The 20,377-nt window shown below is 68.3% G+C and carries 20 protein-coding genes and 1 pseudogene; 15 read left to right on the forward strand and 6 right to left on the reverse strand.

Features of this window, described 5'->3' with window-relative positions:
* The coding region (locus A5706_RS04885) for an RDD family protein (protein WP_068127621.1) at positions 1-564 on the forward strand (564 nt) is incomplete at its 5' end.
* A gap of 6 nt (positions 565-570) precedes the next feature.
* On the opposite strand, the gene A5706_RS04890 is transcribed toward A5706_RS04885, so the two are convergent.
* Entirely contained in the window at positions 571-993 is a 423-nt protein-coding gene (locus A5706_RS04890; protein WP_156766953.1) for a low affinity iron permease family protein, read from the reverse strand.
* Between the two features lie 102 nt (positions 994-1,095).
* Here A5706_RS04890 and A5706_RS04895 point away from each other — a divergent pair, with 102 nt between their 5' ends.
* Positions 1,096-2,262: a cystathionine gamma-synthase gene (locus tag A5706_RS04895; protein ID WP_068127623.1), complete on the forward strand. Its 1,167-nt coding sequence runs from the start codon at positions 1,096-1,098 to the stop codon at positions 2,260-2,262.
* A 74-nt stretch (positions 2,263-2,336) separates the two neighbouring features.
* On the opposite strand, the gene greA is transcribed toward A5706_RS04895, so the two are convergent.
* Complete coding sequence (greA, locus tag A5706_RS04900; RefSeq protein WP_067871882.1) at positions 2,337-2,831, reverse strand: transcription elongation factor GreA; 495 nt, start codon at positions 2,829-2,831, stop codon at positions 2,337-2,339.
* Between the two features lie 220 nt (positions 2,832-3,051).
* On the reverse strand, positions 3,052-3,486 hold the full coding sequence (locus A5706_RS04905) for a DUF4307 domain-containing protein (RefSeq protein ID WP_068127625.1): 435 nt from the start codon (positions 3,484-3,486) through the stop codon (positions 3,052-3,054).
* A gap of 137 nt (positions 3,487-3,623) precedes the next feature.
* Between A5706_RS04905 and mca the strand changes: the two genes are divergently transcribed.
* The 4 genes from mca to A5706_RS04925 are packed head-to-tail and all read left to right on the forward strand — an operon-like array spanning position 3,624 to position 7,167.
* Entirely contained in the window at positions 3,624-4,496 is an 873-nt protein-coding gene (gene mca, locus A5706_RS04910; RefSeq protein WP_068127627.1) for a mycothiol conjugate amidase Mca, read from the forward strand.
* Complete coding sequence (locus tag A5706_RS04915) at positions 4,493-4,759, forward strand: hypothetical protein (protein WP_068127629.1); 267 nt, start codon at positions 4,493-4,495, stop codon at positions 4,757-4,759. The genes mca and A5706_RS04915 overlap by 4 nt, the downstream gene beginning before the upstream one ends.
* Positions 4,746-6,761: a thioredoxin domain-containing protein gene (locus tag A5706_RS04920; protein ID WP_068127631.1), complete on the forward strand. Its 2,016-nt coding sequence runs from the start codon at positions 4,746-4,748 to the stop codon at positions 6,759-6,761. The genes A5706_RS04915 and A5706_RS04920 overlap by 14 nt, the downstream gene beginning before the upstream one ends.
* A gap of 22 nt (positions 6,762-6,783) precedes the next feature.
* The gene (locus tag A5706_RS04925) at positions 6,784-7,167 is read left to right on the forward strand and encodes a nuclear transport factor 2 family protein (RefSeq protein WP_068127634.1); all 384 of its coding nucleotides are present in this window, start codon (positions 6,784-6,786) and stop codon (positions 7,165-7,167) included.
* Positions 7,168-7,175: 8 nt separating this feature from the next.
* Here the strand turns inward: A5706_RS04925 and A5706_RS04930 are convergent, their stop codons facing one another.
* Positions 7,176-7,928 (reverse strand): hemolysin III family protein, encoded by a 753-nt coding sequence (locus A5706_RS04930; RefSeq protein ID WP_068127636.1) that lies wholly within the window; start codon positions 7,926-7,928, stop codon positions 7,176-7,178.
* A gap of 136 nt (positions 7,929-8,064) precedes the next feature.
* On the opposite strand from A5706_RS04930, the gene A5706_RS04935 reads away from it, so the two are divergent.
* The 4 genes from A5706_RS04935 (at position 8,065) to A5706_RS04950 (ending at position 12,089) form a co-directional block, all read left to right on the forward strand.
* On the forward strand, positions 8,065-8,853 hold the full coding sequence (locus tag A5706_RS04935) for a (2Z,6E)-farnesyl diphosphate synthase (protein WP_068127638.1): 789 nt from the start codon (positions 8,065-8,067) through the stop codon (positions 8,851-8,853).
* 98 nt (positions 8,854-8,951) lie between these two features.
* The gene (locus A5706_RS04940) at positions 8,952-10,334 is read left to right on the forward strand and encodes a hypothetical protein (protein WP_068127640.1); all 1,383 of its coding nucleotides are present in this window, start codon (positions 8,952-8,954) and stop codon (positions 10,332-10,334) included.
* A 47-nt stretch (positions 10,335-10,381) separates the two neighbouring features.
* The gene (locus A5706_RS04945) at positions 10,382-11,473 is read left to right on the forward strand and encodes a methyltransferase (RefSeq protein ID WP_068127642.1); all 1,092 of its coding nucleotides are present in this window, start codon (positions 10,382-10,384) and stop codon (positions 11,471-11,473) included.
* Between the two features lie 199 nt (positions 11,474-11,672).
* A complete protein-coding gene (locus tag A5706_RS04950; protein ID WP_068127644.1) occupies positions 11,673-12,089 on the forward strand; it encodes a hypothetical protein in 417 nt (138 codons plus the stop codon).
* A 31-nt stretch (positions 12,090-12,120) separates the two neighbouring features.
* Here A5706_RS04950 and coaA read toward each other — a convergent pair whose 3' ends face one another.
* Complete coding sequence (coaA, locus tag A5706_RS04955; RefSeq protein ID WP_068127646.1) at positions 12,121-13,059, reverse strand: type I pantothenate kinase; 939 nt, start codon at positions 13,057-13,059, stop codon at positions 12,121-12,123.
* Positions 13,060-13,175: 116 nt separating this feature from the next.
* On the opposite strand from coaA, the gene glyA reads away from it, so the two are divergent.
* From glyA to A5706_RS04980, 5 genes are all read left to right on the forward strand, one after another.
* Positions 13,176-14,468 (forward strand): serine hydroxymethyltransferase, encoded by a 1,293-nt coding sequence (glyA, locus tag A5706_RS04960; protein WP_068127648.1) that lies wholly within the window; start codon positions 13,176-13,178, stop codon positions 14,466-14,468.
* Between the two features lie 86 nt (positions 14,469-14,554).
* Positions 14,555-15,382: an acyl-ACP desaturase gene (locus tag A5706_RS04965; RefSeq protein WP_068127650.1), complete on the forward strand. Its 828-nt coding sequence runs from the start codon at positions 14,555-14,557 to the stop codon at positions 15,380-15,382.
* A 261-nt stretch (positions 15,383-15,643) separates the two neighbouring features.
* Positions 15,644-16,945: a PhoH family protein gene (locus A5706_RS04970; protein WP_068101002.1), complete on the forward strand. Its 1,302-nt coding sequence runs from the start codon at positions 15,644-15,646 to the stop codon at positions 16,943-16,945.
* A 133-nt stretch (positions 16,946-17,078) separates the two neighbouring features.
* Entirely contained in the window at positions 17,079-17,954 is an 876-nt protein-coding gene (locus A5706_RS04975; RefSeq protein WP_068127652.1) for a polysaccharide deacetylase family protein, read from the forward strand.
* A 95-nt stretch (positions 17,955-18,049) separates the two neighbouring features.
* Entirely contained in the window at positions 18,050-19,522 is a 1,473-nt protein-coding gene (locus A5706_RS04980) for an adenylate/guanylate cyclase domain-containing protein (RefSeq protein ID WP_082964198.1), read from the forward strand.
* On the opposite strand, the pseudogene A5706_RS04985 reads toward A5706_RS04980, so the two are convergent.
* Positions 19,512-20,340 (reverse strand): annotated as a pseudogene (locus tag A5706_RS04985) (hypothetical protein); the annotation flags it as partial. The gene A5706_RS04980 and the pseudogene A5706_RS04985 overlap by 11 nt on opposite strands.
* Positions 20,341-20,377 lie beyond the last annotated feature (37 nt).

A 20,377-nucleotide genomic window follows, 5' to 3' on the forward strand; every position in this document is an offset into this window, starting at 1 on the left:
GCGCAGGTGCCGCTCAAGCCCGAGGATCTGTGGACGGCCGTCGCTACGCCGCCCCCGCCCGGACCGGCGATCCGCGCCCTGCCGACGGAGTCCTACACGCCGTGGGTCACGCGGGTGCTGGCGTACCTCATCGACAACATCCCGGCCGGCATCCTGATCGGTATCGGCGCGGTCATTCAGGCGCTCACGACCCAACAGTCGTGCGTCAGCGACATCACCCAGTACAGCGTCAACCAGTACTGCGTCAACCAGCCCAGCGGCATCGGCACGATGGCGTTCTGGTTGACGTGGCTGGCCGCGGTGGCCTACCTGGTCTGGGACTACGGCTACCGCCAGGGCACCACCGGCTCGAGCATTGGCAAGTCGGTGATGAAGTTCAAGGTGGTCAGCGAGGTCACCGGCCAGCCGATCGGTTTCGGGATGTCGGTGGTGCGCCAGATCGCGCACTTCGTTGACTCGCTCATCTGTGGCCTCGGCTACCTGTTCCCGCTGTGGGACGCCAAGCGGCAAACCTTGGCGGACAAGATCATGACGACGGTGTGCCTGCCGATCGAAGAGGGCTGAGCCGGTTCAGGCTGAGCCCATCCATAGTTCGGAACCGACCGCGTCGGTCAACCGGTCGCGATGAAGCTGCGGGCGTGACTGCCCGTCGTCCGGTTCGCCCGTCAGGCACCGCAGCGCGTCGGCGATCGCGTCGAGCTTGTGCTGCACGGCGCGATTGCTCCGTGACTGGGTGTTTTGCAGCAACGCCACGAGCAGAAACGTGATGATATTGGTGACGGTGTTGATGACCAGCTGCCAGGTATCGACCGTGGGCAGCACCCAAAGGGACGGAACCCACACCACGCAGATCAGCACGCAGATCGCGAAAAACGAAGGCCTGGAAACCCATTCGCCCGTATAGGTCGCACAGCGATCGAACAAAGACAATTGATGGGCGGCACCGTAGGGCATGCCGGGTGTTTTGGTCGCGATGGCGCTGTCGTCGGGCATGGTGTGTCTTCTTCCTGAACGGATATTTACACGCGGATGAACACGACTACCCGCACGGCGGATTTTAAAGCCTCGATTGGGTTGTCACTAGGCTGAGCGTCGATGAGCGAGGACCGAAGCGGAGAGCACAAGTTCAAGGGATTGGCCACCAAGGCCATCCACGCCGGGTACCGCCCGGACCCGGCGACCGGGGCGGTGAACGCCCCGATCTACGCCAGCAGCACGTTCGCCCAGGACGGCGTCGGCGGCCTGCGTGGCGGATTCGACTACGCGCGCACCGGCAACCCGACCCGGGCCGCGCTGGAGGCCTCGCTGGCGGCCGTCGAGGAGGGCGCCTTCGCGCGCGCGTTCGGGTCCGGGATGGCCGCCGGCGACTGCGCGCTGCGGGCCATGCTGCGGCCCGGTGACCACCTCGTCATCCCCAACGACGCCTACGGCGGCACCTTCCGGTTGATCGACAAGGTGTTCACCAAGTGGGACGTCTCGTACACGCCGGTGGCGCTGTCCGACGTGGACGCCGTCGCGGCCGCGATCAACCCGCACACCCGGCTGATCTGGGTGGAAACACCGACCAACCCGTTGCTGACCATCGCCGACATCGCCGCGATCGCGGAGCTGGGCAAACGAAGCTCCGCGAAGCTGTTGGTGGACAACACTTTCGCGTCGCCGGCGCTGCAGCAGCCGCTGACGCTGGGCGCCGACGTGGTGCTGCACTCGACCACCAAATACATCGGCGGCCACTCCGACGTGGTGGGCGGCGCGCTGATCACCAACGACCAGGAGCTGGACGACGCGTTCGCCTTCCTGCAGAACGGGGCGGGCGCGGTGCCGGGCCCGTTCGACGCCTACCTGACCATGCGCGGCCTGAAGACCCTGGCGCTGCGGATGCAGCGGCACAGCGAAAACGCTTGCGCGGTAGCGGAATTCCTCGCCGTGCATCCCTCCGTGAGCGCGGTGCTGTATCCGGGTCTGCCCGGGCATCCCGGCCACGAAGTCGCCGCGCGCCAGATGCGCGACTTCGGCGGCATGGTCTCGGTGCGCATGCGCGGGGGCCGGCCGGCCGCCGAGCAGCTGTGCGCCCGAACCGAGGTGTTCATCCTGGCCGAGTCGCTGGGCGGCGTCGAGTCGCTGATCGAGCTGCCCAGCGCCATGACGCACGCGTCGACGGCCGGCTCGCAACTGGAAGTGCCCGACGACCTGGTGCGGCTTTCGGTCGGCATCGAGGACGAGGCCGACCTGCTGGCCGACCTCCAACAGGCCCTCGGCTGAGTACGGCGAACAGACGCAAAAGGCCCCCGACACGCCGCGTGTGAGGGGCTTTTGCGTCTGCTCGCGCAAAAAAGCTACGAGTGGTACGGCTCCGCGCTGACCAGCGTGACCTCGACGGTGTTGCCGTTGGGCACGGTGTAGCTGCGGGTCTCGCCGACCTTGGCGTCGATCAGGGCGCCGCCCAGCGGTGAGTTGGGCGAGTACACCTCGAGCTTGCCGTCGTTGACGCCCTCCTGGCGGGTGGCGATCAGGAACGTCTCGCTGTCGGACTTGTCGCCGTTGTAGTAGACCTTGACCACCGAGCCGGGCAGCGCGACGCCGGACTGCTTGGGCGCCTCGCCGACCTTGGCGTTGTTGAGCAGGTCCTGCAGTTGGCGGATGCGGGCCTCCTGCTGACCCTGCTCTTCGCGGGCGGCGTGGTAGCCGCCGTTCTCGCGCAGGTCGCCCTCTTCGCGGCGGTCGTTGATTTCCGCGGCGATGATCGGACGATTCGCGATCAACTGGTCGAGCTCGGCCTTGAGTCGGTCATGTGACTCCTGGGTCAACCAGGTCACCTGAGTATCCGTCATCTCGTCGTCCTCGTGTTTCTTTCTCGTTTCGCGTATTCGCGCAAGTTTTTGCACCCCGCTGCCGGGGGTATTCGGGGCCCGCCCCGCATACCGCCGCTCCGTTCTTCCGACGGCCTTTAATGCAGCAATACACGGTCCCTGGGGGAACCGTGCATTCATCCATGTTACCACCGCGCAAACAGATGATGACTCAATATTCGCTGTTCGTCTTATCGTGCGGTCAGGCTGGGCGCAGGTAAGCGGGCACATCGGTGCCGCAACCGTAGATGTCGGCCATCACCGGGGGTCGGACGGACTTCACGGTCGTCGTCACCTGCACGGTGGCCTGGTCGGACGGGCCCACCAGCACTTCGCGTCTGCCGGTCTCGCCGCCGTCCTTGGCCCGGACCCGCACGATGCAGTCAACCGGGCGCGACGGGTCGGATCGCGTCACGCTGATCGTTACCGAGGCCGTCTCGTTGTCGATTACCTGGTAGCCGGCCAGCGACCCGGTGACGTTACTGGTTCCGAGCCGCTGGTAGCCGACGACGGCGACGACGACGCCGACGGCCACCACCAGCACGGCCAACCCGATGGCCGCCCGGCGCCGGGAAACGCGCGATAGTCGTGATCGCCCGTAGCGGGCCTCGGGCCGCGGAGGGGAAGTTTCGGTCATGCCTGGGTATGCCTGCAGTGGTGGTTGCCGGCCACCGGCCGACGGGATGCAACGATCGGAACTGGAATTATAAGGTCGCTTCTAGCACTTCTAGCCCTTCGGGGGCGACCGGCGAACCGACTCGGACAAGGGGGCACGTGAGCGAACTGCGGTTGATGGCGGTGCACGCCCACCCCGACGACGAGTCGAGCAAGGGCGCGGCCACCCTGGCCCGCTACGCCGACGAAGGTCACCGGGTTCTGGTGGTGACGCTGACCGGCGGCGAGCGCGGCGAGATTCTCAACCCGGCGATGGACCTGCCCGATGTGCTGGAACACATGGCCGAAATCCGCCGCGACGAGATGGCGAAGGCGGCGGAGATCCTCGGTGTGGAGCACACGTGGCTCGGCTTCGTCGACTCCGGCCTGCCCCAGGGCGATCCGCCGCCGCCGCTGCCCGAGGGCTGCTTCGCGCTGGTGCCGCTGGAGGAATCCGTCGGGGCGTTGGTGCGCGTGGTCCGCGAGTTCCGGCCGCACGTGATGACCACCTATGACGAGAACGGCGGCTACCCCCATCCCGACCACATTCGCTGCCACCAGGTTTCTGTCGGCGCGTTCGAGGCCGCCGGCGACTACGCCCGCTTCCCGGACGCGGGCGAGCCGTGGACGGTGTCCAAGCTGTACTACAACCACGGCTTCCTACGGGCGCGGATGCAGCTGCTGCACGACGAGTTCGTCAAGCGCGGCCAGGAGGGCCCGTTCAAAAAGTGGCTCAAGCATTGGGATCCCGAGCATGACCCGTTCGAGTCGCGGGTGACGACGCGGGTCGAATGCTCGGCGTATTTCAGCCAGCGCGACGACGCCCTGCGCGCGCACGCCACCCAGATCGACCCGAACGCCGAATTCTTCGCCGCCCCCATCGAGTGGCAGCAGCGGCTCTGGCCGACGGAGGAATTCGAGCTGGCCCGTTCCCGCGTCCCGGTCAAGCTGCCCGAGGACGACCTGTTCGCCGGGATCGAGGACGACGGGTGACACACCATCTCCTCCGGGTGATCGCCGACGCCCCGCACAACCACGGGCCCGACTTCGGCAAGGCGAGCCCGGTCGGGCTGCTCGTCGTCGTGCTGTTGCTGGTTGCGACCCTGTTCTTGTTGCGGTCGATGAACCGGCAGCTGAAAAAGGTCCCCAAGACGTTCGATCCGGAGCACCCCGAGCCCGATCAGGCGGCTGACGAGGGCACCGACACGGTTGGCGAGAACCCCGACCAACCGGGACACCGCGATGAGCCCGGCTGAATCCGCCGCAACGAACACCCTCGGCCTGGCCACCAGCCCGTATCTGCGCCAGCACGCCGATAACCCGGTGCATTGGCAGCAGTGGACGCCGCAAGCGCTGGCGGAGGCGGCGGCGCGCGACGTGCCGATCCTGCTGTCGATCGGCTACGCCGCCTGTCACTGGTGTCACGTCATGGCCCACGAATCGTTCGAAGACGACGAGGTGGCCGCGGTGATGAACGCGGGTTTTGTCTGCATCAAGGTCGACCGCGAGGAGCGGCCCGACATCGACGCGGTGTACATGGACGCGACCGTCGCACTCACCGGGCATGGCGGCTGGCCGATGACGTGTTTCTTGACACCCGACGGCCGACCGTTCTTCTGCGGCACGTATTACCCGAAAGACGGTTTCCTGCAGCTCCTTTCGGCTGTGGCAGCGACCTGGCGGGACCGCCGCGGCGAGGTCGAGGAGGCCTCCGACCACATCACGGGTGAGTTGCGCAAGATGGCGGGTGGACTGGCCAGCGGAGGGCCCGACGTGTCGCCGCAGCTGTGTGACCACGCCGTCGCCTCAGTGCTCGGCGACCAGGACACCGTGCACGGCGGATTCGGGGGCGCCCCGAAATTCCCGCCGTCGGCGATTCTGGAGGCACTGCTGCGCAACCACGAGCGCACCGGGTCGCCGGCCTCGCTGGAGGCGGTCACGCGCACGTCCGACGCGATGGCCCGCGGCGGCATCTACGACCAACTCGCCGGCGGCTTCGCCCGCTACAGCGTCGACAACGCTTGGGTGGTACCGCATTTCGAGAAGATGCTGTACGACAACGCGTTGCTGCTGCGCGCCTACGCCCATTGGGCGCGGCGCACCGCAGACCCGTTGGCCCGCCGGGTCGCCAGCCAGACGGCGAGTTTCCTGCTCGACGAGCTGGCCGACGGCGACATGTTCACCTCGTCGCTGGACGCCGACGCCGACGGCCGCGAGGGCTCGACCTACGTCTGGACGCCGGCGCAGCTGACCGAGGTGCTCGGCGCCGACGACGGCCCTTGGGCCGCAGGGCTTTTCGCAGTCACGCCGTCCGGCACCTTCGAACACGGCAGCTCGGTCCTGCAGTTGCCCGCCGACCCCGACGACCCGCAACGGGCCGAACGGGTCCGCGCCGCGCTGCTGGCCGCGCGGCTCACCCGCGCGCAGCCCGGGCGTGACGACAAGGTCGTCACGTCGTGGAATGGCCTGGCCATCACCGCGCTGGCCGAGGCCAGCGTGGCGTTGGACCAACCCGAGTTGGCCGCTGCCGCAAGGCGTTGCGCGCTTTCGCTGCTGGGGCTGCACGTCGTCGACGGACGGTTGCGGCGCGCCAGCCTGGGCGGGACGGTCGGGGGCAGTCCGGGCATCCTGGAGGATTACGCGATGCTGGCCACCGGCCTGCTCGCGGTGTACCAGCTGACCGCCGAGGAGTCGTGGCTGACGTCGGCGACCGGCTTGCTGGACACGGCGCTGCGCCACTTCGCCGACCCGCAGCGGCCCGGCCGCTGGTTCGACACCGCCGACGACGCCGAGCAATTGGTGCTGCGGCCCGCCGACCCGCTCGACGGTGCCACGCCGTCGGGCGCGTCGTCGATCACCGAAGCGTTGCTGACCGCGGCGCACCTCGTCGACGGGGAACGCGCGGAGCGGTACCTGCGGGCGGCGGGCGACGCCCTCGCGGCGCACTCGCTGCTGCTGGAGCGCGCGCCGCGGTCGGCCGGGCATTGGCTGGCCGTCGCCGAAGCCGCGGTTCGCGGGCCGCTGCAGATCGCGGTCGCCTGCGACCCGTCTCGGTCCGCGCTGCTGGCAGAAGCGCGCCGGCTGGCGCCCGGCGGGGCGATCGTCGTGGGCGGCGAGCGGGATTCGTCGGCGCTGCTGGTGGGGCGGGACCGCGTCGGCGGTGCCGACGCCGCCTACGTGTGCCGCGGCCGGCTCTGCGACCTGCCGGTGACCGGGGCGGCCGAACTGGCCGCGGCCCTGGATGTTTCGGGACAGTAGCCGGGAGGCTACCCTGCGTCCCATGCCAAACGCCCCGGACCGGGTCCGCGCGATCACCGACACCGTCAACCGCTACATCGAGCTGGTCGCCAAGGGCAGCGCCGACGAGCTGGTGGACTTGTACGCCGACGACGCGACGGTCGAGGATCCGGTCGGCGGCGAGGTGCACATCGGTCGCCGGGCGATCCACGGCTTCTACTCCGCGGTCAACGACGTGCAGCGCGAGTGCGAGTTGGTGTCGCTACGGGTGGCCGGCAATGAGGCGGCGTTCCAGTTCCGCTTGACCGTCACCGCCGGGGAGCACCGGATGGTGATCGAGCCGATCGACGTGATGGCCTTCGACGACCGCGGCAAGGTCACCGCGATGAAGGCCTACTGGTCGGCGGCCGACGTCACTCAGATCTAGCGGGACCCTCAGGCGGGGTTGCCGACGTAGAAGACCGCGAACCACATCGCGATGTAGTGCAGGATCGCCGCGACCGCCGTGAAGGCGTGGAAGAACTCGTGATAGCCGAACGTCCTTGGCCACGGGTCCGGCCAGCGCAGCCCGTAGAGCAGGCCGCCGATGCTGTAGAACGCGCCGCCGACGGCGAGCAGCACCATCGCGGCCACCCCGGCGACGTGGATGATGGTCGGCGCGTACCAGACCGCCACCCAGCCCAGCAACAGGTACAGCGGCACGCCGACCCAGCGCGGCGCCGTCGGCCAGCACACCTTCAGCACGATGCCGGCCAGCGCGCCGCCCCACACGATCCACAACACGGTTCGCCCGTCCTCGGGCGGCATCGCCAGCATCGCGAACGGCGTGTAGCTGCCCGCGATGAACAGGAAGATCATCGAGTGGTCGAGCCGCTTCATCAGGTTGCGGCTCTTTGCGGATTTCCAGTTGACGCGGTGGTAGGTGGCGCTGACAGCGAACATCGCCACGGTGGCCAGGGCGTAGGCGAACGTCGTCAGCCCGGCGCGGGTGGATGCCACCGCCCACGACACCGAGACCAGGCACGCGCCGCAGACGATCGCCAGCCACGCCGAATAGAAGTGGATCCAGCCGCGCATGCGGGGCTTGGAAAAGGCCTCGGCGGCGCCGTCGACGAGCTGTTCGACGGGATTGCCGGGCGCGATCGCCTCGGGCTCCGGGTTGGTGGGCGTGCTGGTTGTGCTGCTCATGTCTCCCTATTGCCTCGCCTTGCGGCCATTAAAACCAACAGTAACCGCGAACGATCGCGACACGCTGCTGGACGTGCGGTGGGCTAGCGCAAATCCACCACGGAATTTGTGGTCGCTCACAGTAGGGTAGAGCTTCGTGGAAATCATCCCGCCGCGGCTCAAGGAGCCGTTGTACCGCGTCTACGAGCTGCGGTTGAGGCAGGGTCTGGCGGCCTCCAAGTCCGAGCTTCCCCGCCACATCGCGGTGCTGTGCGACGGGAACCGGCGCTGGGCGCGCAACGCGGGTTACGACGACGTCAGCTACGGCTACCGGATGGGTGCTGCCAAGATCGCCGAGATGCTGCGCTGGTGCCAAGAGGCCGGCATCGAGATGACCACGGTGTACCTGCTCTCCACCGAAAACCTGCAACGCGATCCCGACGAACTGGTCGGCCTCATCGAGATCATCACCGACGTGGTCGAGGAGATCTGCGCCCCGGCCAATCGCTGGAGCGTGCGCACGGTCGGCGACCTCGGGCTGATCGGCGAGGACCAGGCGCGCCGGGTGCGCGACGCGGTGGAGTCGACGCCGGCCGTCGCGCCGTTCCACGTCAACGTCGCCGTCGGCTACGGTGGCCGCCGGGAGATCGTCGACGCGGTGCGCGCGCTGCTGAACAAGGAACTCGCCAACGGTGCCAGCGCGGAGGAGCTGATCGACGCGGTGACCGTGGAAGGCATATCCGAAAACCTTTACACCTCTGGGCAACCCGATCCCGACCTGGTGATCCGCACCTCGGGGGAACAGCGGCTGTCGGGGTTCTTGCTGTGGCAGAGCGCCTATTCGGAGATGTGGTTCACCGAGGCGCACTGGCCCGCGTTCCGCCGCGTCGATTTCCTGCGCGCGCTGCGTGACTACAGCCAGCGGCATCGGAGATACGGCAAGTAGCAGCGGGTCGGCACGCATCAGGCCCGTGCCGATCGCAAGCGCGGCGGAGCCGGGCGCAGCGGGTCGGCACGCATCAGACCCCGTGCCAAACTGGGTACATGGCTGCGCTGTCGGCGGTGGTGTTCACGCTGAGCGGGTGGCTGGGGTTGTATCTGCTGGCCCGCGATCCACGTAAGCCGGTGCTTGCGCTCGCGGCGATCGGACTGTGTGGCTTCGCGCTGGTGGTGGCGCTCGACGCGATACGCACGGCGAGTTCCCCGCATCTCGCGTTGCTCAGCCGGTTCGAGATCTATCTGGCCGCCGTGCCCAGCGTGGCGTGGTTCGCGGTGCTCGTCGAGCTGTCGCGGCCGGGCGACCGCTGGCGCGGGCGCACCGGTGAGTTGCTGCTGGTTGGCGGTGTCGGCGCGCTCATCCTGCTGGGCGCGGCGCTGGCCGGCAGCGTCGAGGGGCCGCTGCGGCCGGGGCACCTGCTGATGATGGCGGTCATCTCCACGTCAACGTTGGGGGCGATGGTCGTCGCGGTGCGCCGGCCCGCGCAACCGACCTCGGTCGTGGGCGTGGTGGTGGTGGCGACGCTGTTCTTCGCGCTGGCCAACGCCATCCTGATCATCCCGTTGGGCATCGTCCCGAGTTGGCTGGCGCTGGCGTCGACGGGTTGCGATGTCCTGACGCTCGGCGTGGCGGTGGCGCTGTGGGACGCCTTCGACGAGGGCCACGCGCTGCGCGCCGACATGCTGCGCTCGTTCGCCGGTTCGATGGTCGTGGCCGTGCTGTTCGGCGGCCAGGCGCTGATCGGCTTGGCCGTGACCCGACGGGAGCCCACCGCCCAGACCGTGCTCACGGTGCTGCTGTTCACCACGCTCGCGATCGCGATCGCGGTGCAGGTGCTGGCCGATCCGCTGGCCGGCGTGCTGGACCGGCTGGCGTTCTCCAGGTCGCCAACGCTGCGCGCCGACCGGGCCGCGTTGCGGCACACGGGCGCGGCGCTGCCGCTGCGCTCGGCCGATCCCCGCAAGGATCTTCGGCACATCGACGACGACACCTTCGCCCGGCTCACCCGCCGAGCGCTGGGCCACTACGGCGACCTGACCAAGCTCGTCGCCAGCCCCCTGACCGCGTTGCCCGTGATCGACGAGCGACTGGCCGCGCGCGGCGCGCCCGATCACCCGGTGGAGCGCGCCAACGAGCTGAAGGCCGTTCTTGCCGACGGTATCGCCCGGCTCAAGCCCCGCGACGCGGGCGATTTCGGAACCACCGAGGAGTGGCGCTACTACAACTCGCTGTACTTCCCGTACGTCGTCGGGGTGCGCGCTTACGCGCAGAACGCCACCGCGGCCGGCCTGGATCCCACTGCCCGGCAGGCCTGGCAGTGGCTGGTCACCGAGGTGCCGCAGCGTTCGCTGCACAACTGGCAAAACGCCGCCGCCCGGCTGATCGCCGCCGATCTGCGCGAGCGCGTCAGCTTGGCGCGACGGGCGTAACGCCGCAGGTTACCCTCGCGGAAGGTATTCCGACGCAAGGGGCGTTCATGGCTTCATCCAGGATTCCGCCGGCGAAGGCTGTCCGGGTCATCGAGGCGGCCAGGTACTTTCTGAGTCGGCTCCACGCCCGCACCTTCCCCGCGCCAGCCGTACTGATGGAAATGGTCATGAATGCCTGGGTCGCGCAGGCGATTACGGCGGCGGCCGATCTCGGCATCGCCGACGCCCTGGCGGACGGGCCGCTGTCGGCCCAGGACCTTGCGGTCGCCGTTGATGCCGATGCCGACGCGTTGGCCCGGCTGCTGCGGGCCCTGATCTCGCGTGGGATCTTTCGCCAGCGCCGCGACGGCCGCTACGAGCTCACTCGGCTGGCGCAGCCACTTCGTCGCGACGCCGACGTTTCGCTGGCGGCGTGGGCCAGGTGGATGGGTTCGCCCGAGAACCGTGACCATTGGAGCCACCTGAGCGAAAGTCTTCGGCACGGCGAGTGCGTCGCCTGCCAGGCGCGGGGCCAGTCTTTGTTCGAATTCCTGGCCGGCCAGCCCGAACTGCAGGAAGTCTTCAACCAGGCCATGACAGGCGTCTCCGAGATCTCGATCGCGCCGCTCGTCGCGGCGTACGACTTCACTCCGTACGCCACCATCGTCGACGTCGGGGGTGGCCGCGGTCGGTTGTTGGCCGCAATGCTGACTGCCGCGCCGCGGGCGCGTGGCGTCCTCTTCGACCAACCCCATGTCGTGATCGACGCGCCGGCCGAACTTCGCAAGCACCGGGTGTTGGACCGGGTTCGGATCGCCGAGGGATCGTTCTTCGACGACGACATACCCGCGGGCGGCGATGCGTATGTGCTCAAGAACGTGATTCACGACTGGCCCGACGAGCAGGCCGTGCGCATCCTGTCCAATGTGCGCGCGTCGTCGAGCGCCGGCAAGCACCTGCTGCTGGTCGAACTCGTGATTCCGGCGCACCGCCGCGAGTTCGCGGGCAAGTGGCTGGACCTGGAAATGTTCGTCAGTGCCACCTCGCGTGAGCGCACCGCGGACGAATACGGTCGGCTACTCGCGCGCTCCGGGTTCCAGTTGAATCGGGTGGTGGAGACGGTCTCGCCGTTCAGCGTCGTGGAGGCGATCGCCGTCTAGTCTCCGGCTACCGATCGCGCCATCGACCCCACGATTTGTGACACGTGTGGAATTAATTGGTCCGGTAGGGAATAGCCCGGCGAAATCCCTGGTCGTTCTCGGCATGGCAGCAACTGGCAGCGCCATGGGTCGATGTGGCAGTGCTTGAGCGGCACGCTCAAACCAGCTCGACCCCCTCGCCATCGCTAGGAGTAATCGCATGACCGCCGTTTCTGGCAATCCAACCCGCCCCCTGTACGACTCGACCGACTCATTGCTGCGTTTCGCCATGCGCGCCGACGCCACGTTGACGGGCCTGTGCGGCTTGGCCGTCGCCTTCTTCGCCGACCCGATCTCGTCGATGACGGGACTCACGTCGGGCCAGGAATACGCGATGGGCGCGTTCTTCGTGCTCGCCGGCCTCGTCGTGTTCAGCCTCGCGGCGGCGCCGAACCTGCGCCGCGTCGGGATCGGCATCATCGTGGCCAACGCCGTCTTCACGCTGGCCGCCATCGTGGCCGCCGGAGCCGTGCCCGTGTTGACCACAACCGGAGTGGCCGCGACGCTGGCCACCGGGGTCTACACCGCGGCGTTCGCCGGTCTGCAATACCTGGGAGTGCGTCGCCTCGCGGCGTAGCCTTCCCTAGCCCTTTCCACCGGCCCCCGCGCTACAGCTTGCGCAGCCGCAGCCGATTGATGGAGTGGTCGGCGTCCTTGCGCAACACCAGGGTGGCGCGGGGCCGGGTCGGCAGGATGTTCTCGACCAGGTTGGGCCGGTTGATCGACCGCCAGATCTCGCGCGCGGCGGCGACCGCCTTGGTGTCATTGAGCGCCGAATAGTGGTGAAAATGCGACTCGGGATCGGCGAACGCGGTGCCGCGCAGCGACAGGAACCGCGACACGTACCACTGCTCGATGTCTTCGATTCGGGCGTCAACATACAGCGAGAAGTCGAACAGGTCCGACACCATCAGGGTGGGGCCGGTCTGCAGGACGTTGAGGCCCTCCAGGATCAAGATGTCGGGATGGCGGACGACGTGCTTTGCCCCGGGGATGATGTCGTACTTCAGGTGCGAATACACCGGCGCGCAGGCGTGGTCGGAACCGGATTTGACCGACGTCACGAACCGCATCAGCGCCCTGCGATTGTAGCTTTCCGGAAACCCCTTGCGATGCATCAGGTTTCGCCGGTCCAGCTCGGCGTTCGGGTACAGGAAGCCGTCGGTGGTCACCAGGTCCACCCGGGGATGGTGGTCCCAGCGGGCCAACAGCGCCTGCAGCACGCGGGCGGTCGTCGACTTGCCGACGGCGACGCTGCCCGCCACGCCGATGATGAACGGCACCGGCCGGTCCGGGTTCTGTTGGGGTTCCCCGAGGAATTCCGCGGTGGCGGCGAACAGCCGCTGGCGCGCGGCGACCTGAAGGTGGATCAACCGGGCCAGCGGCAGGTAGACCTCTTCGACCTCGAGCAGGTCGATCTGCTCGCCGAGACCGCGCAGCCCGACCAGTTCCTCTTCGGTGAGGGCCAGCGGCGTGGACATGCGAAGCGCACGCCATTGTTTTCGGTCGAACTCCACATAAGGGCTCGGCTCGCTAGGCCGCGGCATAGTGCACAAGTGTGGCAGGGGCGGACGCGCGCCCGACGGCTGGGCTGGCGAAAAGCGCGCTGGATAGACTGGCGCCCGTGACTGCCGCACCCGACGCCCGTACCTCCTCCACCGTGATGTCGGCCCCGCTCGCCGAGGTCGATCCCGACATCGCCGAGTTGCTGGACAAGGAGCTGCACCGGCAACGCGACACGCTGGAGATGATCGCTTCCGAGAACTTCGTTCCTCGCTCAGTGCTGCAGGCCCAGGGCAGCGTGCTGACCAACAAGTACGCCGAGGGATTGCCCGGCCGGCGCTACTACGGGGGATGCGAGCATGTCGACGTCGTGGAGAACATCGCCCGCGACCGGGCCAAGGCATTGTTCGGCGCCGAGTTCGCCAACGTCCAGCCGCATTCCGGCGCGCAGGCCAACGCCGCGGTGCTGCACGCCCTCATGTCTCCGGGGGAGCACCTGCTCGGCCTGGACCTGGCCAATGGCGGCCACCTAACCCACGGGATGAAGCTGAACTTCTCCGGAAAGCTGTACGAGGCCGGCTTCTACGGCGTGGACCCGAAGACGCACCTGGTCGACATGGACGTCGTGCGGGCCCGGGCGCTCGAGTTCCGCCCCAAGGTGATCATCGCCGGCTGGTCGGCCTACCCGCGCATCCTCGACTTCGCCGCGTTCGCCTCGATCGCCGACGAGGTGGACGCCAAGCTGTGGGTGGACATGGCGCACTTCGCCGGGCTGGTCGCAGTGGGCCTGCACCCGACGCCGGTGCCGCACGCGGACGTGGTGTCCACGACCGTGCACAAGACCCTCGGCGGCGCCCGTTCCGGCATGATCCTGGGCAAGCAGGAATACGCCAAAGCCATCAACTCTGCGGTGTTCCCCGGCCAGCAGGGCGGGCCGCTGATGCACGTCATCGCGGGCAAGGCGGTCGCGCTCAAGATCGCCACCACCCCCGAGTTCGCCGACCGCCAGCAGCGCACGCTTTCCGGGGCGCGCATCGTCGCCGACCGGTTGCTGGCCGCCGACGTCGCCAAGGCCGGCGTCTCGGTGGTCAGTGGCGGCACCGACGTGCACCTGGTGCTGGTCGACCTGCGTGATTCGCCGCTCGACGGCAAGGCAGCCGAGGACCTGCTGCACGAGATCGGAATCACCGTCAACCGCAACGCCGTCCCGAACGACCCCCGGCCGCCGATGGTGACGTCGGGGCTGCGGGTGGGCACGCCGGCGCTGGCCACCCGCGGTTTCGGAGACGCCGAATTCACCGAGGTCGCCGACATCATCGCGACCGCGCTGGCAGGGGCCAGCACGGCTGGCCAAAATGTAGACGTGTCGGCGCTGCGGGAGCGGGTGACGCGGCTGGCCAGGGACTTCCCGCTCTACGAGGGCCTGGAGGACTGGACGCTCGTCGACCGCTGAGCGTTCTTAGGGACCAAAGTCACCATTCGGCGGCAACACGCCCCAACAATTTCACCGAACCTGTACCTGCGAGTTACAGTAACCGCATGGCACAGAAACCTGTTCCTAACACGCTGACCCTCGAACTCGAGCCCGTGGTCGAGCGGCTCATGGATCACCACCTCAACACCGAGGACCTGTGGTTCGCCCACGACTACGTGCCCTTCGACCAGGGCGAGAACTTCGCCTTCCTGGGCGGACGCGACTGGGACCCGTCGCAGACCACGCTGCCCCGGACCATCACCGACGCCTGCGAGATCCTGCTGCTGCTCAAGGACAACCTCGCCGGGCACCACCGCGAGCTCGTCGAGCACTTCATCCTCGAGGAGTGGTGGGGTCGCTGGCTGGGCCGGTGGACGGCTGAGGAGCACCTGCACGCCATCGCGCTGCGCGAATACCTGGTGGTGACCCGGGAAGTCGACCCGACCGCCAACGAGGAGGCCCGCGTCGAATACGTGATGAAGGGCTACCGCGCCGACACCTACTCCCAGGTCGAAACGCTGGTCTACATGGCGCTCACCGAGCGCACGCAGGCGGTCTTCTGCCGCAATCTGGCGGCCCGCATCGAGGAGCCCGTCCTCGCCGGCCTCATCGACCGCATCGCCCGCGACGAGACGCGGCACGAGGCGATCTTCGCCAACCTCGTCGCGCACTGCCTCGAGTTCACGCGCGACGAGACCATCGCCGCCATCGCCGCGCGGGCGGCAGACCTGCAGACCGTGGGCGCCGACATCGACGCCTACGCGGACAAGGTGCAGGCCGTCGCCGACGCCGGCATTTTCACTCCGCAGGACTTGCGGCAAGCGATCTCCGACCGCATCACCGAATGGGGTGTGGCGGGCGAGCCCGCGCTGGCGCAATTCGTCATTAGTTAAACCGATCTTCACCGGAACCGGCCGCCGTCAGCGGCCGGTTTTTGGTGTCCCCGTGTCGGTCTCGGCGCGCCTGCGCGGCGCCAAAGCGGCCACGAGAGTAGCGTCGTTCCCGATGGCCAGCGACAAGATCTGCTGCCAGGGCGGCACCTTCCGTCACTACTTCGGTAGTTCTAGGCAGGACCGGCCCCGGTCCTGGTGCTGCGGCTCCCGCCGACATGCCTGTGCGGGTCCGCGCGGGCTTACCCGCTCGAGGAGCGCTTCGTGACCGATCTCCGGACCTATGTGCTCGACACCTCCGTGCTGCTGTCCGATCCGTGGGCGTGTAGCCGGTTCGCCGAACACGAGGTGGTGGTGCCGCTGGTGGTGATCAGCGAGCTGGAGGCCAAACGCCACCACCACGAACTGGGCTGGTTCGCCCGTCAGGCGCTGCGCCTGTTCGATGATCTTCGGCTCGAGCACGGGCGGCTGGATCAGCCGATTCCCGTTGGGACACAAGGCGGCACACTTCACGTCGAACTGAATCACACCGACCCCACGGTGTTGCCCGCGGGCTTTCGCACCGACAGCAACGACTCGCGGATCCTGAGCTGCGCCGCCAACCTCGCCGCCGAAGGCAAGCGAGTTACGTTGGTCAGCAAGGACATTCCGCTGCGCGTGAAGGCCGCGGCGGTGGGCCTGTCCGCCGACGAATACCACGCGCAGGATGTCGTGGCGTCCGGGTGGTCGGGTATGTACGAGATCGAGACCGCCACCGAGGATATCGACGCGCTGTTCGCCGATGGCGAGATCGACCTGGTCGAAGCGCGAGACCTGCCCTGCCACACCGGAATTCGGCTGCTGGGCGGCAGCTCGCATGCGCTGGGCCGGGTCACCGCGGCGAAACGCGTGCAGCTGGTTCGCGGGGACCGCGAGGTGTTCGGGCTGCGCGGCCGTTCCGCCGAACAGCGCGTGGCGCTGGACCTGCTGCTGGACGAGTCGGTGGGCATCGTGTCGCTGGGCGGCAAGGCCGGCACCGGCAAGTCGGCGCTGGCGCTGTGCGCGGGCCTCGAGGCGGTGCTCGAACGGCGCACCCACCGCAAGGTGGTGGTCTTCCGTCCGCTCTACGCGGTCGGGGGCCAGGAGCTGGGCTACCTGCCCGGCAGCGAGAGCGAAAAGATGGGCCCGTGGGCGCAGGCCGTGTTCGACACTCTCGAGGGACTGGCCAGCCCGGCGGTGCTCGAGGAGGTGCTGTCCCGGGGCATGCTCGAGGTGCTGCCGCTGACCCACATCCGGGGCCGCTCGCTGCACGACTCGTTCGTCATCGTTGACGAGGCGCAGTCGCTGGAGCGCAACGTGCTGCTGACTGTGCTCTCGCGGTTGGGCACCGGATCGCGGGTGGTGCTGACCCACGACATCGCCCAGCGCGACAACCTGCGCGTCGGCCGCCACGACGGGGTCGCGGCGGTGATCGAGAAGCTCAAGGGCCACCCGCTGTTCGCCCACATCACGCTGCTGCGCAGCGAGCGCTCGCCGATCGCCGCGCTGGTCACCGAGATGCTCGAGGAGATCGCCGGGCCGCAGTGAGTGTGAACCCCTGGCTTTCACTGTCACTTCAGGGCGGGAAATCCGCGTAGATGTCGCCCTGATGCAACACTGAAAACCCTGGTTACACGGTCAACGCGGCTGCTGCACACCCAACCCCCGGTAGGCTTTCTACGTGCCGAAACGACCCGACAGCCAGGCCTGGCGCTATTGGCGGACCGTTTTGGGCGTCGTGGCGGCAGCCGCGGTGCTGGTGATCGGCTCCCTCACCGGCCACGTGACGCGGGCCGACAACCTCAGCTGTTCGGTCGTCAAGTGCGTCGCGTTCACCTTCGATGACGGGCCGGGGCCTTACACCGACCGGCTCCTGCAGGTCCTGAAGGACGCCGACGCCAAGGCCACGTTCTTCCTGATCGGCAACAAGGTCGCCGCCAACCCGGCGGGAGCCAAACGCATCGCCGACGCCGGCATGGAGTTCGGCAACCACACCTGGGAACACCCCAACATGACCACGATCCCCCTGGAGGACATCGCGGGCCAGTTCTCCCGCAGCAACGACGCGATCACCGCCGCGACCGGCCGGACGCCGTCGCTGTGGCGTCCCGCCGGCGGGCTGTCCAACGACGTGGTGCGCCAGACCGCGGGCAAATTCGGGCTGGCCGAAATCCTCTGGGACGTCATCCCTTTCGATTGGATCAACGACTCCAACACGGCCGCGACGCGGTACATGCTGATGACCTACATCAAGCCCGGCTCGGTGGTGCTGTTCCATGACACCTACTCGAGCACCGTCGACCTGGTCTACCAGTTCATCCCGGTGCTCAAGGCCAACGGCTACCGCTTGGTGACGGTCAGCGACTTGCTGGGGCCAAGGGCGCCCGGAAGCACCTACGGCGGCCGCGAAAACGGGCCACCGGCCAACCAATTGCACGACATCCCGCCCAGCGAGATCCCGGGCCTGCCCAACACGTCGTCGCCGAAGCCGATGCCGAACTTCCCCATCACCGACATCCCGGGCCAGAACTCAGGCGGGCCGACCAACGGCGCCTAGGAAGGTTTGGCCGCACCCGCGGCTACCTTTATAGGGTGATCAAGCCGAGCTGGCTTCGGGCGCCAGCGGCGGGACAGCGAAAATCCGCTCGCCGGTTGGCGATCCAGTACGCGATCGACCTCACGCTCGCCTACGTCGTGGCAGTCGTCGACGCCGCCGCGATCCTGATCCCGCTGCGGGGGCACACGTCCGCGGCGGCCGACGTCGATATCGCGGCAAAGAACACGGCCCTGGTGGTGGTGCTGATCGTGGTGGGCATTGTCGGCGTCGTGGTTGCCGGCGTCTTGAACCTGGCTCCTACGCTGCGTTGGTACGCCGCCGGGGACGAACCGACCGACGCGCAACGGGAAGCGGCGTTGAGGATCCCCGGCCACCAGTCGGCGATCCTCTTGCTGGCCTGGGCCGGCGCCGGGGTGATCTTCGCGGTCTCGAATCTGACCGGCGGCGCGGAGGTGATGCTGCCCATCTCCCTGGGTGTGCTGCTGGGGGCGCCGGCGGCCGCGGGCATGGGAATGCTATTCGCGCAGCGCACCCTGCGGCCCATCATGGGCGCCGCCACGCTCGGCCGTGAGCCGCGCCTGGTGGTGCCGAGCGTGTTCGCCCGGCTGGTGCTGCTGTGGTTCTTGTGCAGCGCGCTGCCGATCGGGGTGATCGCGACCCTCGTCGTTCTTCGCTCGTACGGGTGGCTGATTCAGAGGTCCGCGTCGCTGGACGTGCCCGTGCTGGTGGTGTCGCTGGCGGCGGTGCTGCTCGGTTTGCCGACGATGATCCTGACGTCGCGGTCCATCTCCGATCCCCTCAGCGAGGTCGTCGACGCGATGGCGGAGGTGGAGCACGGCCGCATGGAAACCTACGTGGGCGCCTACGAACGCTCCCAGATCGGGCGCCTGCAAACGGGATTCAACCGAATGGTCGCCGGGCTCGCCGAGCGGGACCGGCTGCGGGATCTGTTCGGGCGGCACGTCGGAACCGACGTCGCGCAGCGCGCCATACAAGAGGGTGCCTCGCTGTCCGGCGATGTGGTCGAGGCGGGAGTCCTGTTCATCGACCTGGTCGGCTCGACGCAACTCGCGGAAAGCCGCCCCCCGCAAGAGGTCGCCGCGGTGCTCAACGACTTCTTCCGGATCGTGGTCGACGCCGTCGACGAACACAACGGGCTGATCAACAAATTCGCCGGCGACGCCGCGCTGGCCGTCTTCGGCGCGCCGTTGCGGGCGGCGCAACCGGCGTCGGCGGCGCTGGCGACGGCGCGCGCGTTGGCCACCCAGCTGCGCCGGCTTCCCGTCGTCGATTTCGGCATCGGCATCTCGGCCGGCCGGGTGTTCGCCGGCAACGTCGGCGCCGAAAACCGTTACGAATACACGGTAATCGGCGATGCGGTCAACGAGGCCGCGCGGCTGGCCGACCTCGCCAAAACCGCTGACCGGCGAATTCTGTGTTCGGCGGCGGCCATCGAGCGGGCCGATGACGCCGAGCGCGCGCACTGGGCCGAGTGCTATTCCACCGTGTTACGCGGGCGCTCGGAGGCCACCCACGTGTCCGCGCCGGCGGGCCCCGCTACTTCTTGACTTTCAGCGCTCCGATGACGCCGTTCATCACGCCCGCCGAACCCGCATCGCCGATCGGCGTCGCGCCCATGAAGACGGTGACCGGCTTGGTGTCCACCGCGATGATGACCACGGAGTCGCCCTTGACGTTGCGCGCTGGGTCGGCGATCGTGATGTCCGCGTCGACGCGGGCGGCTTTGACGCCGTCGACCGTGATCGAGGACTTCTTCAGCGGCCCGAGCGTCGGCGTCGCGTTCGCGTACCCCGGCCCGTTGGCCACACAATCCATCAACTTCGCCGCCTGCGCGGCGACGTCCATGCTGCTGACGAAGTTGGTGACGGCGACCTCGGCCTGCATCATCCACTGATTGGCGCCGGGCACCTCCTGCCCGACGCCGACGGCGCCGATCAGGTTCGGGCTCTGGTCGTCCGAGAACCCCATCCAGCCCGGCGCCGCGCTGGCCGGGAACGACAGCTTGCCCGCGCTGATCGTGTCGCCCGAGGGCTTGTCGCCGCCGGAGACGTTGGGCGTGCAGCCGGTCGCCGTCTGCTGGGCGCTGTTGGGCGACGACGACGGGCCGCTCGTCGAGGAGGGAACGGACGGGTTGGTCGAGGGGCCGGCTTTGTTCGGCTTGTTTCCGCTGTTGAGCCCGATCGCCAAGAGCACGACGATGACGATGACGCCCGGGCGGTCCCTACGGTCAGGATCCCTACGGCGCGAATCCCTATGGGCAGGGCCCATATTGGGGCGGCCCGCCGCAGGGTGGCCCGCCACCGGCCGGCCCTCCGCCGGGCGGGCCGCCACCGGGCGGCGGGTACCCGTACCCGGCGCCGGGTGGGCCGTACGCGGCGGGCCCCTACCCGCCCCAGCAGTTC

It is taken from the genome of Mycobacterium sp. E796 (assembly GCF_001672815.1).
Classification (GTDB): Bacteria; Actinomycetota; Actinomycetes; order Mycobacteriales; family Mycobacteriaceae; genus Mycobacterium.